The sequence below is a fragment of the Pauljensenia sp. C0254C2 genome (assembly GCF_056583835.1).
This window is the reverse complement of the sequence record NZ_JBWPJO010000005.1, coordinates 1-22372: the sequence shown is the minus strand read 5'-3', so window position 1 is coordinate 22372 and position 22372 is coordinate 1. Positions and strand designations below refer to the sequence as shown.

Annotated in this window: 19 protein-coding genes; 15 read left to right on the top strand and 4 right to left on the bottom strand. The window is 59.7% G+C overall.

All coding sequences use genetic code 11. From position 1 onward, the window contains the following. The first annotated feature begins 11 nt into the window (after positions 1 to 11). The 9 genes from tsaE to tsaD all read left to right on the top strand — a co-directional run bounded on the left by tsaE (position 12) and on the right by tsaD (position 8868). The gene (gene tsaE, locus AC1DA5_RS05010; protein WP_058237853.1) at positions 12 to 710 is read left to right on the top strand and encodes a tRNA (adenosine(37)-N6)-threonylcarbamoyltransferase complex ATPase subunit type 1 TsaE; all 699 of its coding nucleotides are present in this window, start codon (positions 12 to 14) and stop codon (positions 708 to 710) included. Then, positions 703 to 1398: a tRNA (adenosine(37)-N6)-threonylcarbamoyltransferase complex dimerization subunit type 1 TsaB gene (gene tsaB / locus AC1DA5_RS05005; RefSeq protein ID WP_058237128.1), complete on the top strand. Its 696-nt coding sequence runs from the start codon at positions 703 to 705 to the stop codon at positions 1396 to 1398. Before tsaE ends, tsaB begins: the two co-directional genes overlap by 8 nt. Next, positions 1399 to 1932, top strand: coding sequence for a ribosomal protein S18-alanine N-acetyltransferase (rimI, locus tag AC1DA5_RS05000; protein WP_227469332.1), 534 nt, complete (start codon positions 1399 to 1401; stop codon positions 1930 to 1932). A gap of 199 nt (positions 1933 to 2131) precedes the next feature. Then, entirely contained in the window at positions 2132 to 2833 is a 702-nt protein-coding gene (locus tag AC1DA5_RS04995) for a succinate dehydrogenase cytochrome b subunit (protein ID WP_480289446.1), read from the top strand. Between the two features lie 21 nt (positions 2834 to 2854). Continuing rightward, positions 2855 to 4834, top strand: a complete 1980-nt coding sequence (locus tag AC1DA5_RS04990; RefSeq protein ID WP_285016200.1) for a fumarate reductase/succinate dehydrogenase flavoprotein subunit — start codon at positions 2855 to 2857, stop codon at positions 4832 to 4834. Next, the gene (locus AC1DA5_RS04985) at positions 4831 to 5574 is read left to right on the top strand and encodes a succinate dehydrogenase/fumarate reductase iron-sulfur subunit (protein ID WP_058237125.1); all 744 of its coding nucleotides are present in this window, start codon (positions 4831 to 4833) and stop codon (positions 5572 to 5574) included. Before AC1DA5_RS04990 ends, AC1DA5_RS04985 begins: the two co-directional genes overlap by 4 nt. Positions 5575 to 5887: 313 nt before the next feature. Next, positions 5888 to 6085, top strand: a complete 198-nt coding sequence (locus AC1DA5_RS04980; protein WP_480289445.1) for a hypothetical protein — start codon at positions 5888 to 5890, stop codon at positions 6083 to 6085. Between the two features lie 573 nt (positions 6086 to 6658). Then, positions 6659 to 7678: a D-alanyl-D-alanine carboxypeptidase family protein gene (locus tag AC1DA5_RS04975; RefSeq protein WP_480289444.1), complete on the top strand. Its 1020-nt coding sequence runs from the start codon at positions 6659 to 6661 to the stop codon at positions 7676 to 7678. A gap of 77 nt (positions 7679 to 7755) precedes the next feature. Next, positions 7756 to 8868, top strand: a complete 1113-nt coding sequence (tsaD, locus tag AC1DA5_RS04970) for a tRNA (adenosine(37)-N6)-threonylcarbamoyltransferase complex transferase subunit TsaD (protein WP_227469331.1) — start codon at positions 7756 to 7758, stop codon at positions 8866 to 8868. A gap of 60 nt (positions 8869 to 8928) precedes the next feature. Here the strand turns inward: tsaD and AC1DA5_RS04965 are convergent, their stop codons facing one another. Beyond that, positions 8929 to 10137: a glutamate--cysteine ligase gene (locus tag AC1DA5_RS04965; protein WP_070726989.1), complete on the bottom strand. Its 1209-nt coding sequence runs from the start codon at positions 10135 to 10137 to the stop codon at positions 8929 to 8931. Between the two features lie 666 nt (positions 10138 to 10803). Here AC1DA5_RS04965 and AC1DA5_RS04960 point away from each other — a divergent pair. After that, positions 10804 to 12060, top strand: coding sequence for an endonuclease domain-containing protein (locus tag AC1DA5_RS04960; protein ID WP_480289443.1), 1257 nt, complete (start codon positions 10804 to 10806; stop codon positions 12058 to 12060). 44 nt (positions 12061 to 12104) lie between these two features. Here AC1DA5_RS04960 and AC1DA5_RS04955 read toward each other — a convergent pair whose 3' ends face one another. Together AC1DA5_RS04955 and AC1DA5_RS04950 are read right to left on the bottom strand one after the other, a co-directional pair. Then, positions 12105 to 13418 carry a class I SAM-dependent methyltransferase gene (locus AC1DA5_RS04955; protein ID WP_092648774.1) on the bottom strand — a complete coding sequence of 438 codons (1314 nt, stop codon included), beginning with the start codon at positions 13416 to 13418 and terminating at the stop codon, positions 12105 to 12107. A 438-nt stretch (positions 13419 to 13856) separates the two neighbouring features. Continuing rightward, positions 13857 to 15056: an IS110 family RNA-guided transposase gene (locus tag AC1DA5_RS04950; RefSeq protein ID WP_092648763.1), complete on the bottom strand. Its 1200-nt coding sequence runs from the start codon at positions 15054 to 15056 to the stop codon at positions 13857 to 13859. Between the two features lie 509 nt (positions 15057 to 15565). Between AC1DA5_RS04950 and groES the strand changes: the two genes are divergently transcribed. Further along, entirely contained in the window at positions 15566 to 15862 is a 297-nt protein-coding gene (gene groES / locus AC1DA5_RS04945) for a co-chaperone GroES (RefSeq protein ID WP_058237849.1), read from the top strand. Between the two features lie 183 nt (positions 15863 to 16045). On the opposite strand, the gene AC1DA5_RS04940 is transcribed toward groES, so the two are convergent. Beyond that, positions 16046 to 16336, bottom strand: coding sequence for a WhiB family transcriptional regulator (locus tag AC1DA5_RS04940; protein ID WP_058237120.1), 291 nt, complete (start codon positions 16334 to 16336; stop codon positions 16046 to 16048). Between the two features lie 395 nt (positions 16337 to 16731). On the opposite strand from AC1DA5_RS04940, the gene AC1DA5_RS04935 reads away from it, so the two are divergent. The 4 genes from AC1DA5_RS04935 to AC1DA5_RS04920 all read left to right on the top strand — a co-directional run bounded on the left by AC1DA5_RS04935 (position 16732) and on the right by AC1DA5_RS04920 (position 21712). Beyond that, the gene (locus tag AC1DA5_RS04935) at positions 16732 to 17829 is read left to right on the top strand and encodes a MerR family transcriptional regulator (protein ID WP_257590294.1); all 1098 of its coding nucleotides are present in this window, start codon (positions 16732 to 16734) and stop codon (positions 17827 to 17829) included. Positions 17830 to 17938: 109 nt separating this feature from the next. Beyond that, entirely contained in the window at positions 17939 to 19300 is a 1362-nt protein-coding gene (locus tag AC1DA5_RS04930) for an AGE family epimerase/isomerase (RefSeq protein WP_070726937.1), read from the top strand. 233 nt (positions 19301 to 19533) lie between these two features. Continuing rightward, positions 19534 to 21054 carry an IMP dehydrogenase gene (gene guaB, locus AC1DA5_RS04925; RefSeq protein ID WP_092649129.1) on the top strand — a complete coding sequence of 507 codons (1521 nt, stop codon included), beginning with the start codon at positions 19534 to 19536 and terminating at the stop codon, positions 21052 to 21054. Between the two features lie 277 nt (positions 21055 to 21331). After that, positions 21332 to 21712 (top strand): cupin domain-containing protein, encoded by a 381-nt coding sequence (locus tag AC1DA5_RS04920; RefSeq protein WP_058237118.1) that lies wholly within the window; start codon positions 21332 to 21334, stop codon positions 21710 to 21712. The last annotated feature ends 660 nt before the right edge of the window (positions 21713 to 22372 follow it).

Sequence of the window (22372 nt, the reverse complement as noted above, 5' to 3'; positions counted from 1 at the left end):
AGATCGTGGAGATGACTCAGATTCAGGAATCGACAATTCACGTCACCAGCGCCGACCATACGCGAGCCATTGGCAAAGCGTTGGCCAGCACACTGCGCGCAGGCGACGTCATCATGCTCAACGGCCCATTGGGTGCGGGAAAAACCACGCTGACGCAGGGGATTGGGCAGGGACTGAATGTGCGTGGCCACGTCACGTCTCCGACATTTACCGTCAGCCGTATCCACCCGCCGTTGGACGAGGGCGGGCTCGCCCTCGTCCATGCTGATGCCTACCGCATCACCGACCTGGATGATCTGGAAACCGTAGACTTGGACTCCACTGCGTACGACACGGTCACGGTTATCGAGTGGGGCGAAGGCAAGACCGAGCAGTTGTCGGATGATCGGCTGGAAATCGTGATCGAACGCGCCGAAGGAACCGCTGCCGGCGGTGACGATGAGGGCACAGATGCTCACTTAGGCCGTCACACAGACGCTCACGCCGGCGGCCAGGCCGGTGAGGCAGATATCCACGCCGACGCTCAGACGCATCACGACGTGATCAATCTGGAAGATATCGACAGTGGCGAACGCACGCTGACCTTCATTTTGCATGGAACCCGCTGGGCTGGCGTACTCGATGACCTGGATGAAAAGGCTCGGGCGCTCGCAGGACTGGACGCGCCCACCACTGACTTACACGACGAAGTAGGATCCCACCGTGACTGACCTTTGTATTGACACCTCCGGCGCTACCACCATCGCGCTTGTCCGCGAGGGTGAACCAACGCTGTATGCCTCCAATGACTCTGCTCGCCACCATGCCGAATCCATTGCGCCACTCATCCACCAGGTGCTGGCCGAAGCAGGTATCGAAGGGCCTTTGAACTCGGACGATATCGATGCCGCTATCGTGGGAACCGGTCCGGCACCCTTCACAGGTTTGCGAGCCGGCTTGGTCAGTGCACGCACCATTGCGCGCGCAGCCGGCATCCCGCTGTACGGCGTGTGCTCCCTGGACATGATTGCCCGAGCCGGCCTGGACCTTTTGCCACCAGATCAGCGTGTGATCGTGGCGACGGATGCTCGCCGTCATGAAATGTACTGGGCACAGTACGAAGCTCAAGGTCCCGACGATGTAGCCACCATCACCGAGCCGACGGTGGGGCCAGTGCGCACGTTGGCGAACGAACTGCAGGCCAGCGCCTCCATGCTGGTGACCACCGGAACACTTCCGTCTTTCGCTGAGGAAGCTCTTTCAGCCGTCCAGACAGTGCCTGTGACTCCCTTCGATGTGTCCGTGGCCAGCCGAATTGTCCGCTCCCGCCTCGAACGCGGCTTAGAGGACACACTGGACACGCAACCCCTGTACCTGCGCCGCCCCGACATCCACGGACAGCGTCCCGAACGCATGTAAATGGCCAATTCGCCTGACAGTGCGCCCGCGCACGACACCAGTGAGCAGGTCCCCCTCGTCAATTTTCGACCCATGGGCGAGGGCGACGCTGCCATCATGGAAACCCTCGAACGCGACATTTTTGCCGAAGACCCGTGGACCAGCACCATGATCGAACAGGAACTGCGTGCACCCGGACGGTTGTACCTGCTCGCTCAGGCTGGCGGATCTGAGAAGTCTGCGGCGGAACCCGTGGGATACGGCGGAGTGCGGATTGGTCCTGACGCCGACATCATGACGATCGGTGTGACCCGCGCGTGGCGCGGCCGAGGGATTGGGCGCGAACTGCTCAATCGGCTCATGGAGGGCGCCTGGTCGGCTGGTGCTGAACGAATTTTCCTGGAAGTACGTTCGTCGAACGTCGCTGCCCAGCGCCTTTATGAGAATGCAGGGTTCGATGCAATGGGACGAGTCCCTCGCTACTTCCATCACCCGCTCGAAGATGCCATCACGATGCGCGCACTCGCCGCTAACCGGGACTTCCGTCATATTTGAAAGTTATGGGTTGCCTAATTGCGTGGTTCGCAGTGGGCGCCACACGGTCGCTGCTGTGGTGACAACGCGGAAACGGCCGGTAGCGCGAGGCGACGCAGGCGCGAAAATAAGCCAAAAACGTCCTCCTCAAGGTAGGAAGGGCGGAAAAATGGGTGGCGGTTTGGGCGTGATGGCCGTGTCAGGTCGATAGGCTAAAGCCATGGCCACGAAAACTGTTGTGACGAAGAAGCGACATGCGTGGACCACGTCAGTGTTCATGAAACAACTGATGGCGGTCTCCGGTCTGGTCTTCGTAATATTCTTGCTGTTCCACTCGTACGGCAACCTGAAAATGTTCCTCGGTCAAGAGGCGTACGATCACTACGCCCACTGGCTGAAGGGTGAAGCGTTCGTTCCAATCTTCCCTTACGGCGGATTTATCTGGGTATTCCGCGCTGCAATGATCCTCTTCCTGGTCATTCACGTTGCATCCGCCGCTCACGTCTGGCTGCGTTCACGCCGAGCACGCCCCACACGCTACGTCGTCAAGAAAGACGCGGCAGTGGCGTATGCGGCACGCACCATGCGCGTAACGGCAGTCATCCTGCTGATCGGGATCGTCTTCCACCTCCTTCACTTCACGATGGGTGTGGTGCGCACCGGTTTTGCCATCGAGAACACTCCATATGAGCGAATGGTTGCCACCTTCCAGAATCCTTTGATGGTGCTGGTTTACCTCGTGTTCGTAGGCGTCGCCTGCCTTCACGTGTGCCACGGTTTCTGGTCCGCATTCCAGACTCTGGGCTGGGTTCGTTCAAATACCCGCAAAGCCATGGTGATTCTGTCAGGGCTCATTGGCGGCCTCATCTTTGTCATGTTCATGGCTCCTCCGGTTGCCATCGCGGTTGGCATGATCTCCTAGTAGGTAAGGCACAGATACAAAATGAGTGAGACATTAATAGCAGGCTTGTATCGCGAGGGCGACGCCATTGCCGACACGAAAGCGCCTCTGGACGTGCCGTTGTCACAATGCTGGGAGCAGCGAAAGTTCTCTGCAGCCCTCGTCAACCCTGCGAACCGACGCAAACTTCACGTCATCATTGTGGGAACCGGTCTGGCCGGCGGCGCCGCTGCCGCGTCGCTGGGCGAAATGGGCTACCACGTCGACGTGTTCTTCTATCAGGATTCCGCCCGTCGAGCACACTCCATCGCTGCTCAAGGCGGCATCAACGCGGCAAAGAACTACCGCAACGACAACGACTCGGTTTACCGGCTCTTCTACGACACGGTCAAGGGTGGTGACTACCGCGCCCGTGAAACAAACGTGTATCGACTGGCAGAAGTCAGCGCCAACATCATTGACCAGTGCGTCGCGCAGGGCGTGCCGTTCGCACGCGAGTACGGCGGTCTTCTGGACAACCGCTCCTTCGGTGGTGTGCAGGTTTCCCGTACGTTCTACGCACGTGGCCAGACAGGTCAGCAGCTGCTGATCGGTGCCTACCAAGCGCTGGAGCGTCAGGTTGCGGCAGGAACCGTCATCGAGCACTCACGTCATGAAATGGTCGAACTGATCGTCTCTGACGGCAAGGCTCGCGGCATCGTCGCTCGCGATATGTCCACCGGCGAGCTGGAACCGTACGTGGCTGACGCAGTCGTGTTGGCGACCGGCGGATACGGCAACGTGTTCTTCCTGTCAACCAACGCAATGGGCTGCAATGCAACCGCCATCTGGCGTGCACACCGTAAGGGCGCATACTTCGCGAACCCGTGCTTCACGCAGATCCACCCGACCTGTATTCCTCAGCATGGCGATCAGCAATCCAAGCTGACCCTGATGAGTGAATCGCTACGTAACGACGGTCGCATCTGGGTGCCGAAGAAGAAGGAAGACTGCAAGAAGGACCCTCGCGAGATTCCGGAGGAAGATCGCGACTACTACCTCGAACGCATCTACCCCTCGTTCGGTAACCTCGTTCCCCGCGATATTGCGTCGCGCCAGGCGAAGAACATGTGCGACGAAGGTCGCGGTGTCGGACCTGAGATTCAAGGCGTGGCCCGTGGCGTGTACCTGGACTTCTCAGAAGCCATCGAGCGCATGGGACGCGAGGCCGTCAGCGCCAAGTACGGCAACCTGTTCGACATGTACGAGCGCATCACCGGTGACAACCCGTACGACGTTCCGATGCGTATTTACCCTGCAGTCCACTACACCATGGGCGGCCTGTGGGTTGACTACGACCTCGAGTCGAACCTCGATGGCCTGTACGTGGCAGGTGAAGCTAACTTCTCCGACCACGGTGCCAACCGACTGGGTGCATCGGCACTGATGCAGGGCCTGTCAGACGGCTACTTCGTTCTGCCTAACACCATCAACGACTACCTGGCGCACGCTTTCGGTTTGCCGAAGCTTGACAAGTCGAGCCCGGATGTTGTGGCAGCGATGAAGGAAGCACAGGACAAGATCGATCGCCTGATGGCAGTGGGAGGCAACCGCTCGGTGGACTCCTTCCACAAGGAACTTGGCCATATCATGTGGGAATACTGCGGCATGGAGCGTACCGAGAAAGGCCTGCGCAAGGCGATCGATATGATCCGTAAGTTGCGCCAGGACTTCTGGGCAAACGTGCGTGTGCCCGGACGGTCAGTCGGAGAACTCAACCAGTCCCTGGAGCGCGCCGGTCGCGTCGCTGACTTCATGGAGCTGGGCGAGCTCATGTGCGTGGATGCGTTGCACCGCGAGGAATCGTGTGGCGGCCACTTCCGCGCAGAGTCCCAGACACCCGAGGGCGAGGCACTTCGTCACGACGACAAGTTCCTGTACGTCGCCGCTTGGGAGTGGACCGGTGAGGGGCAGCCCCCAATCCTGCACAAGGAAGATCTGATCTACAACAACATCGAGCTGAAACAGCGGAGCTACAAGTGAACCTGACATTAAGAATCTGGCGCCAAAACGGGCCCGAGGACCCCGGTGCCATGCACGAGTACGAAGTCCGCGGAGTATCCGAGGAATCCTCATTCCTCGAAATGCTCGACATTCTCAACGAAGAACTCTTCGAACGCGGGGAAGAACCGATTGCATTTGACTCGGACTGCCGTGAAGGCATCTGCGGTCAGTGCGGCCTGGTCATCAACGGCATCGCTCACGGACCCGAGGTGACGACCACATGTCAGCTGCACATGCGTCACTTCAACGATGGCGACACCATCACCATCGAGCCGTGGCGTGCCAACGGTTTCCCGGTTATTCGCGACCTGGTCGTGAACCGTTCTGCTTTCGACCGCATCATCCAGGCTGGCGGCTACATTTCCGTCAACACGGGTGCTGCGCCGGATGCGCACGCCACGCCGATCCCGAAGCAGGATGCAGACAAGGCGTTCGAAGCTGCTGCCTGCATTGGCTGCGGTGCGTGTGTGGCTGCATGCCCGAATGCATCGGCCATGTTGTTCACCTCCGCGAAGGTCACGCACTTGAACCTGCTGCCGCAAGGTAAGCCGGAGAACCTCAAGCGCGTCAACGCGATGCTTAACCAGATGGACGCTGAAGGCTTTGGCGCTTGCACCAACATCGGCGAGTGCGCGGCTGTCTGCCCGAAGCAGATCCCGTTGGATGTGATCTCCACGCTGAACCGTCAGCTCGGAAAGGCACTGTTCAAGGGGTTGTAAACTTCGAGGACCTGTCACCCATGGGGCAGTAGCCCCGACAGGTGCCAGAGTCTTGCAGTTGGGGGCGGGAGCCAAGTGAAAACTTGGCTCCCGCCCTTCATGCTGCCGCCCTCGACCCTGTCACCTACGCTGACGCTGCTGTCTGTGCTTTCCCTTCTGTGCGCGCAAAGCCTGCGTGACCTCGGGCCCAACCATGCTGCTGGGTCCAGCCCTGCTGCCGAACCCAACCCTGCTGCGGCAGTGCCGCACCCTCCCGTACCCCGAGGTTCGAATTCGGCGCGGTTTGAATCGGTGTGATGGAGGCAGGAAGCTTGTGACCTGCGCTTTTATCGTGATCAGCCTCGTCGAGTCGCCCTCGTCGATGCCGAATTCGAACCTGGGGGACTGGGACGGGACTGAGACGGGACTGGGTCAGGACTGGGACGGGACTGGGGTGAGATGCGACTGGGTCGGGATGGGTACGAACGCTGGCATTTGTACTGGACTGGCTCTAGAACAGGGGGACGTGTAATTGGGCTTGGGGCCCTAGGACTTGGACTGGGGCAGGGCTCGGGGCTTGTGTCTGGGGCTTGAGGCGCGGGTGGATGCGGTTCGTCACCGGGTGGTGTCGCGGCCGCAGGGAACACGCATAATACAATCGACGCATTGGCAGTGCCGGTGACGCATGCGAACGGAGGTGTTGGCGATGCCGATATTCCTATCAGCGGGCGGGCGCCAACACACACGCATCGGCAGGAAAGCGCGGCGCCCTTTACCTGATCCGCTTGCACTTCGCACCGATCCGAAGACCGCCGCCGGTACGACCAGCGCTGCCGACCCTGACGGTTCCTCCAGCATTACCAGCACAACAAGCGCGGACAGCGCCGAGGGAGGTGAGCAACTCCGAGGTAGCACAGACTCCGAGATGCCGGCCTCCTATCCGCCGCAACCTTGGGATGACCCGACCTGTGAACGGCCTGGTCCATTTCCCCTTCGGCCTGTCTCACCTAAAGAAAGCGATTCGACCGGCAGTGACAGTGCGTACGCGGATCACAAACGCTTCCCGGCGCACACTTCCCATTCGGCAGGTGCAACCATCGCAACGGTGACGACACGCGTGGGAATTTGCCTGCTGGCCAGCATCCTTGTCGCGGTAGCGTTGGCATGGGACAGTCCCACCATCAGTGCGCTGCGTGCACAGGTGGAAAACACGCCAGCAGCCGCGAGCCAGTCGGCCAGTGACGATAACGTCGAGCCGGCGCGAGCAGTCGACGTGACAGCCAACCAGTCGCAATCGGCTGAAAACATGCCCATCGCGCACGACCCGTTCGACCACCCTGCAGTGGCTACAACTGCTGCGAGCTGGCAGGTGATGGATGCCCAAACCGGCGACCTGATCGCGGCCGAACAGATTGATCGCGCCGTCAGTGCTGCCAGTACTCAGAAGCTCTTCACCGTTGAATACGCCGTGAGTAGGCTCTCCCTCGACGATGTTCTCAGTGTCGATGAGGAAACACTTTTGATGCCGCCCGACAACTCCTCACTCGCTGGAATCATGCCGGGCGAGTACACGTTGCGCGAACTGCTCACGGGGTTGCTGCTGCCCTCAGGCAATGACGCGGCATATGCAATAGCCGTGGGAACCGGCCGCGACCTGCTCAATAATGAACAGGCTGCGCCACAGGACGCCCTCGCTGCCTACGTCGAGGGGCTGGCGCAATTCCTAGCGGACCACGGCTACAACGATACGCACATCTCCGAGCCCTCAGGTCTGAACACCGTTGACCGATCGACTGTGCGGGACGTTTCGCGCGTGGTGACCGCACTCATGAGCAAACAGTGGTTCCGCGATATTGTCGCAATGCCCGCAGCGTCAGTTCAGACCTCCACGGGCGAGTATCAATGGAAAAACACGAACTACTTCCTGGACCCCGACAAGCCGCAGTACGATCCGCATGTGTACGGAGTCAAAACCGGCTCAATCCCGGACCTGTTCAACATCGTCACCGCCTATCGAGCAGATAGTTCCGACGAGTATCTTCTTTTCGTCTACGGGTCAGCCACGGATGAGGACCGATACGCGGATACGAGGCTGCTCATTGACACTTTCATCACCGACAAATAGAGCTTCGTCGGCCACCCTCGTCGCTGTTGAGGTGTGCAAAATCGTCATCAGGGCGCGCAGGGACTACAATCGCGTCTGTGACTGGCGAATCTGAACCCCTCATTCTTGGAATCGAATCGACATGCGACGAAACCGGTGTGGCACTGGTACGCGGAACTGAGCTGCTGATCGACCGCACCGCCACATCGATGGACGAATACGCTCGGTACGGCGGAATCATCCCCGAAATTGCGTCACGCGCACACCTGGAATCTTTCATTCCGACCCTCGACAGTGCATTGCACGAGGGAGGCGCCTCGCTATCCGATGTAGATGCCATTGCCGTCAGTGCAGGTCCAGGACTGGTTGGATCTCTGACAGTGGGAATCTGCGCGGCAAAATCGCTGGCATTGGCACTCGATAAGCCACTGTACGGAGTCAACCATGTCATCGGGCATATGGCGGTAGACGGGCTGGCTGAAGGTCCTCTGCCGGAGCGCTTTATCGGTCTTGTTGTCTCGGGCGGACACTCCAACATCCTGCTCGTCGAGAACTGGGTCGATGGCGTGCGTGAACTCGGAGGCACACTGGACGACGCTGCAGGTGAGGCTTTTGACAAGGTTGGCCGTCTGCTCGGGCTGCCCTACCCTGGAGGGCCGCACGTGGATCGCCTGTCTCAGCAAGGAGACCGCGACGCCATTCGTTTTCCACGAGGCCTCCACGCCGTTAAAGACAAGGACCGTTACCGCTACGATTTCAGTTTCTCAGGGTTGAAGACCGCAGTCGCCCGATACGTCGAGGGAGAGAAGGCTCGCGGCGCTGAGCTTCGGGCAGAAGATATCTGTGCCGGCTTTTCCGAAGCGGTCAATGACTCGCTGACCGCCAAAACGGTGAGGGCATGCCTCGATACGGGGTGCGACACCATTGTGATCGGCGGAGGTTTCTCAGCCAACTCGCGGCTTCGCCAGCTGATCCAGGAGCGCGCCGAGGGCGCGGGGCTGACTGTGCGTATGCCTCCCATGCGTTTTTGCACTGACAACGGGGCGCAGATCGCGGCACTGGGAGCTCGTCTCGTTGCCGGTGGTGCGGCGCCATCGGACTGGGACTTTTCACCGGATTCTGCGATGCCGTTGACTCAGACGTGGATGGCGCCGACAAACGCCGACATGGCAGTGGTCTCCGAGTACGAATGTTGTTCACCTAACCGGTGATGCGAGGCAGAAGGTCGCCCTCGGCAATGCTGACAGCAGCACGCCGAGAGGCGAAAAACACTACTTCTTGGAGTCTCGGTCCGTGCTCGGAGCACCCTTGGAGCGGGTGTTGAGGAACTCGAGCGGGTTAAGCGGGCGGCCGGCACGCATCTCGGCGAGCAGCAGCTCGGTGACCGCTTCGCGAGAGTTGTGCCGTGCATTCTCAGCGACGATGCGTTGACGCTGGTAGGACGCTCCGAGTTTGAGGATCTTCTCAATACTTGCCAACTCGTCAGCGCATTTGAGGTCTTTCGCCACAGGCTCCAGATCGTTCAGCATGCGAACGACCGTGTCGGTGACCAATTCTTCGTTGCCATGCGCATCCAAAATGAGGATCGCTTCCATCCCGTAACGCGCTGAACGCCACTTGTTCTCAGCGACAAACCACTCCGGCATAGGCTCGATCTGCTCCCCGGCGTCGAGTTTGCGTGAATACCATTCGACCAGGCAGTGTGTCAGTGCTGCAAGGGCTGCGACCTCCGTCGCGTTGGTGGCGGCATCGAAGACGCGGTTCTCCACGGTGCCGAGCTTGGGGGAGGGGCGCACGTCCCAGCGCACCTCATCAAAACCATCGATGATGCCGGTGCGAATCATGTCTGCGGCGTACTTTTCCAGCTGGTCCCACTGTTCGAACTGTTGAGGGATGCCGGCCGTGGGAAGTTGCTGGAAAACCATCGCGCGGTTCGAGGCGTACCCGGTGTCGCGTCCTGACCAGAAGGGCGAGGATGCTGCGAGTGACTGCATATGTCCCAGGCGCGAGGCGAGGGCTGATTGAAGCGGGAGCACTTTGTCTCGCGACTCGACGCCGACGTGGACGTGGATGCCGTACAGGAGCATCTGACGACCCCAGTACTGTGTGCGTTCAACCAGCTCTGCGTAGCGCTCTGAGTCAGTGACGCGCTGGAAGGCTGGAGAGGCGAACGGGTGGGTTCCGGCGCTGCCGAGTTCGATGCGCAGGCGGTCCGTGACCGGTCGGAGAAGCTCGATCGTCTCGGTGATGTCGCGCATGCATTCACCGACCGTGTGCCGGGCTCCGGATGTGATCTCGATGGTGTTGAGCAGCATCTCGCGTTGAATGTGGGGGTGAAGTTTGCCGTCGACCTGAGCTTCGGGTGCGTCCAGAATGGCGTTGGCAGCCTGGCGCAGATCGTTGGAATCCTTGTCAATGAGCTGGAGTTCCCATTCAACGCCAATGGTGGATCGTTCGGACGAGGAGAACGTGAGGTGCATGTTCTCGGCCTTTCGGTGGATGAAACGCGTGGGCGGGTGGTGGCTGGTGCGGCTGGTTTTGGTTGAAGGGATGTCCGTGCGCACCGGCTGTTGTGCTCGCGCTCATGCGAATTAGTAACTGGATCATTGTCTCAGTCTGAAAGGCTGCGCGCGCGACAACTCGGCGAATTTCGTCAATCGCGATCGGGCGCGTGGGCGGGTCGATGTTGAGCAGCTGGCTGCTTGGCGCGGTTGCGGCAATTGCATTCAGGCAGGGGCTGCTCGCGTTCGGCGACTCCTCGATCCGTTGATACTACGCTTGTTTCTTCTTGCGCCACCTTCCTCCCCATCCCCGAGGTTCGAATTCGACGGGATTTTCGAGGTGAATGAAGAGGGTGGATGGCTGTGACCTGCGGTTTCGTCCGGAAATACCTGAGAATGCGTGAATAACTGCATCGAATTCGAAGCTCGGGGATGAAGTGAAGAGGTCAGTAGGGCAGGAGTGACAGTTGAAAGACGGCAGTGCGCCCGCTTGTCCACAGGTCTGCCTCGTCGATGGTCGGATTCCACAGATGCTTGCGACCGCTGAACATCCGTGCCCGTACTCTCGCATACTGGCTCAATCGACGAGGGGGGAGCGGGCAACGCGGCGGCCTCAGAATGCGCGAATGTGAAAGGAAGGGCTCGATGGAGTCAGCCAACGGCGGCCACGGTCCACCAACGCTGCGGTGGGTTGCACGGTACATGGCCAAGACGTCGAGACGGCAGCGCCCGAAGCAGGTAGCGGCAGAAACTGGGCGCTTACTGATTCAGATCGTGCGCGGAATTTACCTGTCGACCGCCGTTTTCGATGGCATTGCAGAGCCGTGGAAAATACGGCGAATCATTGAGCTGTCGCGGATCATTGCAGCAGCCATGACCTACCGAGATGCAGTCGTGATTGGAGAATCGGCTGCACTGGTGCACGGCTTGTATACATATGAACTCAGCGGCGATGTCCATCTGCTGGTGCCCACACGACCTGGAAAAGCTGTTCCGACCATACGAACGATTCGATTGGAATCGTGCAGGACCCAGGGAGGGGTGATCTACTGGTGGGAGCAGCGCAGTGGCGAATCGGTGACAGCGTCGCTGGCACGCGAAGGTTCGCAGCGGCAGACGGTCCATGTGAAAATGGCGCGGATCCGACGGCACTCCTCGCGGTCCTTCATGAGCGAAAGACCGCGTCAGCTGGACCTTCAGATGGGGCGTGCGCTGCCAAGTGGCCACCGTCGCTCGCCTCGGTGCGTGATTTTGCGGTGCACATCGGTGAACGCAACAGCCCTGACGGCAGCTCTCACGGCGCCTCTGCCGTGCGCATTCGCGATGATGTGCGGTGCGCTGAATCGGACGTCGGGGTTCAAGCGGAGCGTCGAGCACCGTTCGCGCAAGCAGGAAGGCCGTGTGCGTGAGACGTGGCTACGAGCGATTCGACAGCTTCCGAAAGGGTTTCGCCGCAGACGCTGGGCCGAGTGGATATGCAGGCATAGTGATGCCGGATGCGAATCAACTGGTGAAGCGGCCCTTATGTGGGTGTTGAAATCTGGCGGCTGTACGGGTCTGACCACCCAAGTACGCTCACCTGCCGATCGACTCGGCGGATGCTTCTACATTGACGTGGCACTCGAAAAAGCCAAAGTCGCCATTGAGTTCGACGGCTATACCAAGTACGGAGACAACCGCTTTGAAGTATCAGATTCCTATGCTCAGCAAATGCGGCGCCAGCACATCCTCGAAAAACGAGGGTGGATCGTCGTGCGTGTGACCTGGTCGGATCTCTTCCACCCCGACCATGTAATCGGCAAAGTATGGGCCGCTGTGGAGCAACGGTCTCGGCTATACGAGACAGTGAAACGAGGTGGACGCCCCAGGCGTCAGGTGAGCAATGACGCGGTCAGAGCCTAGAGGAATGACGCGGTTAGAAGCTAAAGGAATGACGCGGTTAGAACCTAATGAGAAGTGCGGTTTCCTGCATGATCGAGTCGACGGGTGAGGATTGCACGGTGAGTGTCGCCAAGCCGTGTTGCGAAAACGGTCATCTCACCGCCATCCGAGTCGGAAGAAAGCGCCGAGGCTAAAGCGCGCTGCATTGCTCCGGTATCGATTGAAGCACCGCGCTTCTTGATTTCAACCGAGCTGGGGTCGAATTCGCGAAGCGCCTTCTTGATGGCTTTCATTCGCAGAGGAACCACCGAGCACACCTCAAACCGTGTCCACCATTCGGCAGCGGGTAGCGAGTCTGCGGTGAGGTAAGCAATCGAACCGGAAATGAGGTGTGCACCGAATTGCTCGGCCAACGTGGCGATTCCTCCGGACCGGATCACTGCAGGATCGGGCTCAGTGAGCATCGAGCCAAGGACACCGACAGGTGCCTGCGCAACGCGTGCAGCGCAGTTTCCGCGGGCTCCCTCGTCAATCAGCGTCGAAAACACTGTGCCGGAAGCAGCGCTCCGCATGACACAAGCGGAGCGGCCCGCTGGCAGCCCCATCGCGGGGGAGTAGAGCAGTGCTTCGACCAGTTCCCCGTCGACGCTGGTCCACTGCGCATGCCAGGTTGGCGGCAGCGTGGCATGCTCGATTCCCGGAGCAACTTTGATGGCGACACGACCGATTGTCTTGGCCCAGGAAATCGCCTGTGACAAGGGCGGAGACCACTGTTCCGGATCGTAAATGCGTTGCGAACCGCGTGCAGCGCCGGTCCTCCTGGAGGGGTCAACGAAGAGAGCATCCACGCCGTCTGTGCGCAGTGTGTCGATATCGAGCGCCGTCACGTCAGCAACCCGCACGCGTGCAGTGGGGTAACTCGAGAGATTGGCGGTGGCCATGGCTGCGGTCGTTGCGTCCAGTTCGACGGCTTCAACTCCTAATCCCGCTTGGGCGAAGGCTCGCGAATCCGAACCGATCCCGCACCCAAGGTCCGCCACTGCATGCGCCCCTGCCTGTACAAATGCCGCCGCGTGGCGTTCGGCAATGACACCGCGCGTGGCCTGTTCGAGCCCGTCACGAGTAAAAAACATATCGGCTGCTGCTTCACCGAATTTCGCTTTGCCCTGGATTCGTAGGCTCGTCAAAGTCAGTGCCGCTGCGATCAGATCCGGCGCGTATCCTCGGGATCGAAGCTTGGCATTGAGCGTGTTGAGGTGCGGCTGAGCGGTGCGCACGGTGAGGCCTTCAGGCAGGAAACCTGTGATCTCGGAGAGGAGTTTCTTGCCGTCCCCGCTGATCAACTCGCCGAAAACTTGCGATGCATCCGAATAAACCACGCTCCTATCCTGACATGTATAAAGGGCAGAACGAGTGCCGCCCTCACTGGCGTGGCTCACCAATGCTGGAGCGCGAGACGTTGTTGCCTGTGCGAATGCGCGCTGAGGAGTAAGTTTCACTGGCAAATGCGACGAGATACGTGTCTTCCTGGGCTCTGACGTGCCAACTTATGCCGTATTAGGTTGGGTGTAGCGCACTCGCGAATACCCTCAGCTCTTCATCCCCGACGCCCGATCCCGAGGTTCGATCTCAACGACACACCCTGTGGCCCGACGTCCCCCTTAAGTCCCGAGGTTCGATTTCGGTGATCTACGAGGGGGACGCTGCTTCGTGACAAGTCTCTGACCAGCGGATTTGTTAAGCCGTGTGTCTGTTGTGCCGATGAAACAGTGCCGAGTTCGAACCTGGGGAACAGGGGGGTGCCCCTATGTTGTGTGTCAAGCTGCCAGGGCGGTGTCGGGGACGTCGTAGAGGGTGCCGTCTCGGAGCATGGCGTACAGGACTGTGAGTCTGCGGTGGGCGAGGGCGATGATGGCTTGGTTGTGTCGTTTGCCTTGTGCTCGTTTGCGGTCGTAGTAGGTGCGGCTGACCGGGTCGGTGCGGATCACGGCGAAAGCTGACAGGAACAGGGCACGTTTGAGGCGTTTGTTGCCTGAGTGGCTGACTCGTTCAGACTTGATCGATGACCCGGACTGTCGGGTGGTCGGTGCCAGGCCAGCGTAGGAGGCCAGGGCGGCGGAGCTGGTAAATGTCTTGCCGGAGAGCTCGGCGATGATCATGGCGGCGGTCCTGAGACCGATGCCGGGCATGGATCTCAGGACCAGGTAAAGAGGGTGGGTGGCCACGATCTTCTCTACCTCGGTTGCAACATCGGCGCGTTGAGCGTGCAGACTCAACAGTTGGCGAGCCAGGTGCGGTATGACAAGGCCCGCGGCTTCGGTGCCGGTGACTGTCACCGACTGCTTCGCTAGCGCGGTAAGAATATCCTCGGTCCATGCTGTGTGGCGGCGAGCTCCGTGCTTTTTGAGTTTCGCATCGATTCTCGCTCGCCCGGCTTTGCGTAGAGCCTGCGGGGTTGGCCAGGTAGCGAGCACTTCGAGGATTGCGTCATGTTCCAGGCGTGGTCCGAGAACTCTTTCCAGTTCAGGGTGGATTTGGGTGAACAGCCCGCGGATCCGGTTGGAGACTTGATTGACCTGCTGTGAGAGGTCAAGGTCGAAACCGGTGAGCATCGCCAGTCCTGCCTCGTCCTGGTCGGTCTTGGTGAGCTGTCGCAGGATGTGGGGAAGGCTGCGGGCTGCGTCAGCGATAATGAACGCATCCTTTTCATCAGTCTTCGCCTCGCCCGGGTATAGGTCAGCGATCCGGCGCATGGTCAGCCCCGGCAGGTAGGCGACCTCGATGCCCATATGTTGGGCGACCGCGATGGCGAGAGCGCCGATTGTTGCCGGCTGATCCACGACCACCAGCACAGAGCCTTTCGCTGACAGATTCGTGTAGATATCAGTGAGTTTTTGTTCGTTGTTGGGCAGGGTCTTATTCCATAACACCTGCCCGGAATCGGTTAGTGCGCAGGCCCAGTGGTCGGTCTTGCCGACGTCCAGTCCTAGAAAAATGTCTGGTCGGTCAGTTCTCATGGCAGTTGTCCTCTCGGTTTGCACCATAAGTCGGCCGAGCCTAGACAGCACGCCTCACATCCACGTTACGACAGGCATCCATCCTTGGTGCCGAGCCCCTAATCAGCGATCACATGCTGGCAACCGACCCTGGTGGCAACACCCCCCGGATCATTGGATAGACAGGGGCAAGACACCATGCCAGGGCGGCTGGCCGACAATCCCAATCAACACCCGCCAATCAGGACCTGTCAACAAGGTAACGGGAGGAGGGATGGCAAGAGCTGGTCGGTGTGGAGGCAATCCACTGAGATCTGCGCGCCCCAGGCCACGCGCTAGGCCATGCGACACGGTATTTTGGCACTCGGATTGTCAGAGTGCCAACTGAGCTTTAAAATAGATGCATACGTGAAGTTCGGATCCCTATCCAGCTTCACGCAACAATGAATGTCTCCAGACCCTGGCCCCCGCGACGGCAGGCGTGAGGAGGCGACCATGAACCTGTTCGAATGAGAAAGGGAGTCAACGAAGTGTCGATCTCCATTAAGCCGCTCGAGGATCGTATCGTGATCCGTCAGCTCGAAGCGGAACGTACCACCGCTTCCGGTCTGGTTATTCCTGACACCGCCAAGGAAAAGCCGCAGGAAGGCGAAGTGATCGCCGTGGGTCCGGGCCGCATTGACGACAACGGCAACCGTGTTCCGATGGACGTGAAGGTTGGCGACTCGGTTATCTACAGCCGCTATGGTGGCACCGAGGTCAAGTACGACGGTGAGGAATACCAGATCCTGTCTGCTCGTGACGTGCTGGCAATTGTCGAGCACTGAGCCAACTGACAAGTAAGTGGTGGGGTTCTGCAGCTGAGCTGCAGGACCCCACCACTGTTTTAAAGCATGTATCAGATTGACCTGTAAGGCGTGTGTCTAAGCGGGACTTTCAGGTAGGCACCGACCTTATCTGGGAGATAGGCAGCCGATTTCCTCCAAGAGACCGGCATGCCAGCGACCTGATCAGGACACGCGGCGACGTTTACGCTGGACGATCTCGCGACGTTCCTCTTCGGTCATGCCACCCCAAATACCATAGGGTTCCTGAGAAGCAAGTGCGTGCTGTCGGCACTGCTCGATGACGGGACAGGTAGCGCACACTGCTTTCGCGTTTGCTGCGCGACGCCGCCTAGCAGCACCACGCTCACCTTCGGGATGGAAGAACATCTCGGTGTCCATGTCTCGGCACGCACCGTCGTACTGCCATTCCCACACGTCCATCATTGGGCCTGGTAGGCGTGACACATCGGTCATTAGAGCTCCTCACTGACTTTTAGCGCATAGGTTCTCAGGGGAAACGGAAGAGTGTTTCTGAGTCCGCTGATGCGGCTTTGATGAAAGGCAATAGCGTCGGGTCCGTGCGAAGTGTTCGGATCTTGAGCTGTTCCCGTTATCGCCACGAGTTAAGACTATATTTTTGTGCAGCTCTTATTCAAGACCGTCTGGAAAATTCCATGCGAATTCCCAGCTGTTCACGCTAAGAGCTGAACGATCCGAGGGACCCGCGCCTATTCGTAGCCATTCGTTGAATAGAAAGTGCGTAAGTAGTGAATAAGTTTCCGGTGGCAGGAAGGTGAGGAAGGGGCGAGAATCAGAGCTGAGGGCCGAGGCGAAGTGCGCTGAGCGCCTCGAGAACCAAAGGAGGGACTGTGAGCGTCTCGAACGGTGGCGAATTTGACTTCTCACACGCCCCACTGGCAACACCCGCACTGCCACTGTCAACGAGCCAGCCACCCGAAATAGGCCCCGTCCCGCTCACCGTGACAGCTGTCGCCGAGCGTCTGGGAATCTCCCCGTCGACGGTACGAACATGGGAACGCCGCTACGGAATGGGCCCACGCCGACGCGCAGGTGCTCACCGTCGCTATTTTGCAGATGACATCATGCGGCTGACCCGAATGGTCGAGCTGGTCCGCTCAGGAGTTGCTCCATCTAACGCAGCGGCAACGGTGCGTGAGCTTTCAGCCCGAGACCTGGCAGCGGCGGCGCCCGCGGCGCCACCCTCGTCCCCTGACCAGCTCCTTGATGCCGTGCAACGAGATGATTTCGCGGAGGTTGCCCGGCTGGTCGAAGCGTCAGTGGCGACGCACGGACTGATCCACACCTACACTGACTTCGTCGAACCAGTCACCGAAACGCTTCGTAACGACCCGGCCGGCGAAACCCCCGGCGGCGCATCCTCACTGATGTTGACAGCGATCGTGCTGCGCGTGCTACGAGCCCTTGCTCCGCATGCTGGCAAAGTCTGCCACAGTGACGAGGGCGGCCCACGTGACCGTGATGGGAAGACTCACATGCACGACGCCGCGAATGATGCTGTAGCACGCGATCATGATTCCGCCCGATCCGCCGCTTTGAACGCGAAGAGCGCCTGGTGCCATCACCGTCTGGTCATTATGGCTGATCCTGCGAACTTCATTGCCGCGCATATGGTTGGGGTGGATGTGCAATGGAGAGGCCTGCCAACCTCTATTTTGCTCACCGGATTGTCGGACGCAGCCAGCGCCGTACGGCAATTTGAGAGGCATCGGCGCGAACTGGGCTGCTCTGTCGTGATCGTCATGGGCAAAGGATCAGGGGCGCAGGAGCTAATAGAGCAGCTCACGCGCATAGACGATCTGCATATCGTGCTGGTGGGAGAACGCGCCCCCCACATTGTTGATGCGCGCATTCAGCGCGTGCGCACACTGAGCGCATGCGTCGACGAGACGGTGGCTTTGATGCGCGAATTGTGCCGCACGCCATGAGCTCGACGGCCGACCGTATTAGGCTGTCATGTAGCTATGGCCGAGGGCGGTGAACGCCCGCACCGTCATAACCGATAGTCAACCGCACCCGACTCGAAGAAGAACCGCAATGGAAATGCCCTGGTCCAACACCGATCTCATGGTCGGTTTCGATGAAGAATTTGACGCGATTGTCGACTTTGCACGCGCGAGCCGCGTAGATGGCGGATTCGGCTATCTGGATGCGGACGGAGTTGTTGACCCGACCCGGCCGATTGAACTGTGGATCACGTGCCGGATGACACACGTGTTCGCCATGGCCGCGCTCAAAGGTGATGACAGTGCGCGCGAATTTGTCGAGCACGGTGTCGCGTCGTTGCTTGGCCCCCTGCACGATGATGAGCACGGCGGCTGGTACTCAGCGATCACGCCTGACACACACGAAGTTGCCCTCGACAAGAAAGAAGCTTATGCGCACGCTTTCGTCGTTTTGGCGGCAACCTCCGCGCTGGCAGCGGGGATCCCGCAGGCTAACGAACTTTTGGATGAGGCGCTGCGGGTCGAAGAGCGTTACTGGTGGGAACCGGAATTTGGCCGCGTATGCGAATCGTGGGACCTGGCGTTCACTCGAAAAGAGGACTACCGCGGCATCAACGCCAATATGCATACCACCGAGTGCTTCCTGTCTGCATGGGATGCGACAGGGGATCGCAAGTGGCTTGACCGCGCACGCGGAATCATCCGCTTCGTCTACGACCAGGCTTCCCAGCACGAGTGGCGAATCCCGGAGCACTTCTCAGCGAACTGGCGCATTATCCCGGATTACAACCGTGATGAGCCGGCCCACCCCTTCCGGCCCTTTGGCGTGACGCCTGGTCACGGCCTGGAGTGGGCTCGCCTGTTTGTCCAGGCGCATGCTGCACTGGCGCAGGAGGGCGAACCAGGCGACGACATCGCGTGGATGACCGAGGGAGCAGTACGCCTGTTTGAGCGCGCCGTGGCTGATGGATGGGACGTAGACGGCGCTCCCGGCTTCGTCTACACCACCGATTTCGAGGGTACGCCGGTTGTGCGTGAGCGCATGCACTGGGTGATGTGCGAAGCGATTTCCGCTGCTGTCGCGATTGCCCCCTTCTTGTCCGAGCATCCAGCCGGCAAGTCGCATGCTGGTAACGACAAGGGTGGTGCGCGCAGTGAAAATGATTTACGAGGTGAGGGTGACCTGCGCGATGAGTCGGCTCCGACGATTACCACGCGCAGCCTTCAGGAACTGTATGCGCAGTGGGTGGCGTACGTGGATGAATACCTGCGAGAAGCTCCCGGCCGCTGGTATCACGAGCTGACACCGGACAATGCTCCCGGAACACGCACATGGCCCGGGAAGCCGGATGCATATCACGTGGCTCAGATGCTGATTTTTGCGCGTCTGCCTCTCACACCGACGTTCGCTTCGGCTATCAAGGATGGGTTGCTCGCACCGCTGGATCGCTGATTGTTCTGCGGTGGAGACGCGCAACGGCTCCCTCGTCTGTGCTGCTGACCTGGCGGCGCGACCGGCCCCCTCGTACCTGTGCGTCTGCTCTGCGCATGCCCGAGCTGATCCCGGGGAGCTGCGACGTGTGCACAGAGCAGCCCCGGCTGACCCGCACACACCCGCGCTGATCCGTGACCATTTTCATTGTCATCGAGGGCGATTCGTCGTCCCGATTTGCCTACACTTTGGATATGGCAGACTTTAACGCACATAACCCGTTCGAACTCGTTGGTCTTACATACGACGATGTCCTGCTTCTTCCCGAACTGACAAATGTTGTCCCATCCTCTGTTACAACCCGAGCGCAGCTCACGAAGAGGATCTCCCTCCATATTCCGTTGATCTCGGCCGCGATGGATACCGTCACCGAAGCGCGCATGGCGATCGCGATGGCTCGGCAAGGCGGCATCGGCATCCTGCATCGCAACCTGACGATCGAGGATCAAGTCTCGCAAGTGCGGCAAGTCAAGCGCTCGGAATCGGGCATGGTGGAAGACCCCGTGACAGTGGGGCCCGACGCCACGATTGACGAGCTCGACAAGAAGTGCGGCCATTACCGCGTGTCCGGTCTGCCGGTTGTGGATGACGACAATGTTGTGGTCGGCATTATCACCAACCGTGACCTGCGTTTTGTGCCGATGGATCAGTGGTCGACGTTGACAGTACGCGACTGCATGACACCGCGTGAGCGCCTCATCACCGGCAAGGTTGGAATCTCGCGTGAGGACGCCAAGCAGCTGCTGGCTGATCATCGAATCGAGAAGCTTCCGCTCGTTGACGACGAAGGCCACCTGACCGGCTTGATCACGGTGAAAGACTTCGTCAAGACCGAGCAGTACCCGAATGCGACGAAGGACGATCGTGGCCGGCTGGTTGTGGGCGCTGCGATTGGTTTCTGGGGCGACGCGTGGGATCGTGCGGTGGCTCTGGCTGAAGCCGGTGTTGATGTGCTGGTTGTTGACACCGCCAATGGTGGAGCCGAACTCGAACTTGAGATGGTGCACCGTATCAAGTCAGACTCTCGTTTCGACGGCGTGGATGTGATCGGCGGAAACGTTGCGACCACCGAAGGAGCTCAGGCTCTGATTGACGCAGGTGTGGACGCTGTCAAGGTGGGCGTAGGCCCCGGTTCGATCTGCACTACCCGTGTGGTGGCAGGCGTGGGCGTTCCTCAGGTCACCGCGATCCACCTCGCTGCACAGGCCTGCCGCCCAGCTGGAGTTCCGCTCATTGCCGATGGCGGTCTTCAGTACTCAGGCGATATCGGTAAGGCGCTGGTAGCGGGAGCTGACACGGTCATGCTTGGTTCCCTGCTTGCCGGTTGCGAGGAGTCGCCCGGTGAGCTGGTCTTCACAAACGGTAAGCAGTACAAGCGTTACCGCGGCATGGGCTCTCTTGGAGCAATGAGTTCGCGCGGCAAACGTTCCTACTCGAAGGACCGCTACTTCCAGGCCGATGTGACATCTGATGATCAGATTGTGCCCGAAGGCATTGAGGGACAGGTGCCGTACACCGGTTCGCTCGCCGCGGTCGTCTACCAGCTGATCGGTGGCCTGCACCAAACCATGTTCTACCTGGGTGCTCATACGTTGGACGACTTGAAGCAGAACGGACGTTTCGTGCGTATCACCTCCGCCGGCCTGCGTGAATCTCACCCGCACGACGTGGAAATGACCACTGAGGCGCCGAACTATCACGGAGCCGGAAAGTAGTTTTACCTGGTCGCGCACCGACGCAGCTATTGCGTACCGTGCTGCGTTGCGCGCGTGAAGGGGTGCCTGTCCGCGCACCGACGCGACAGTGCCTGGGCCACCCTCGTCCATTCGTCATGAGATGAGCGACGAGGGTGGCTCTCGCTTGTCTATATCGTACGTGCTCATGGGCAGCGCTGGCTGATATCTGGTCGTAGAAGGGCGGGCGGCTGTAAGCTCGGTATAACGTCCTATGAGAGGCGTTTTTCCGCGTAGAGATCAGCCAAAGGAGCTCATGATGACCACGCACGACACCTTCGTTCTTCGACGTAATGCTGATATGCAGCGCGAGGCGCGCGAACACATGCGGGACGGCGCAGGCACGGTGCACCTGACTCACATTTTGAAGCCTGAGGAGATGTTTGGGCGTGGCCGGATGTTCTCCGAGATCACGCTGCAGCCGGGTGAGTCGATCGGAGTGCATGACCATCAGGGTGAGTCCGAGTTCTACTACATTCTGGCTGGGCGCGGGACGTATGCGGTTGATGATGAGACGTTTGAGGTCGCGGCCGGCGATCTGACTGTTGTGCCTGATCATCATCGACATGGCATCGAGAACACCGGTGATGAGCCGCTTGTGTTCATTGCACTGATCCTTTTCACCGACGACCACGAGTAAGGCACGCGCGGGAGAAATATAAAGGTCGGGTTAGACCGGCGCGTTGCAGGCCGGAAAAGGCCGGCACGGGATAGACACAGGCCGAGCAAGACTGGCGCGGGAAGGACGCAGGCGCGACAATACCTGCACGGGAAAGGCGCGGGCCGAACAATACCTGCACGGCCGGATATCTCATGCGCATCCCCTTTTTCTTTTCGTCCCCGAGGTTCGATTTGGCGTGGCGGTAGGTTCGTTGTGAGGCTGTGGGTGGTGCGTGTGGTTGGGTGGGTGGGCTTGTGACCTGTGGGAATGCTTGGCCAGTGGGGTCAGTGCGGGTCCTTTGGGCTGTGGGTGTGTGTCGAGTTCGAACCTGGGGGAACATGCCCGGGGCCTCGTGTGATTGTCGAGGGTAGACAGGGGTCGTGCTTTGTGGGGATGGCTCAAGCTTGTGCTTTCTTGTGGGCTGAAGGGTTTCGTGTGGGGGTGCGCGTGCGCATACAGCGTCTTTCCACATTGTGGGAATTCTTGTTCCCGCATGCTTGTCCTCCCCTCTTTCCCCGTCTGTCGATCTGAAGAGGGTTCTGCTGCTAACCGCTTACACGGACGAGGCGTTTGCACTGGTCAGGAGTTACCTATCGGGAGGTAGAGCCGTGATGAATCCAGTGAGAGGCTTCCAGATCG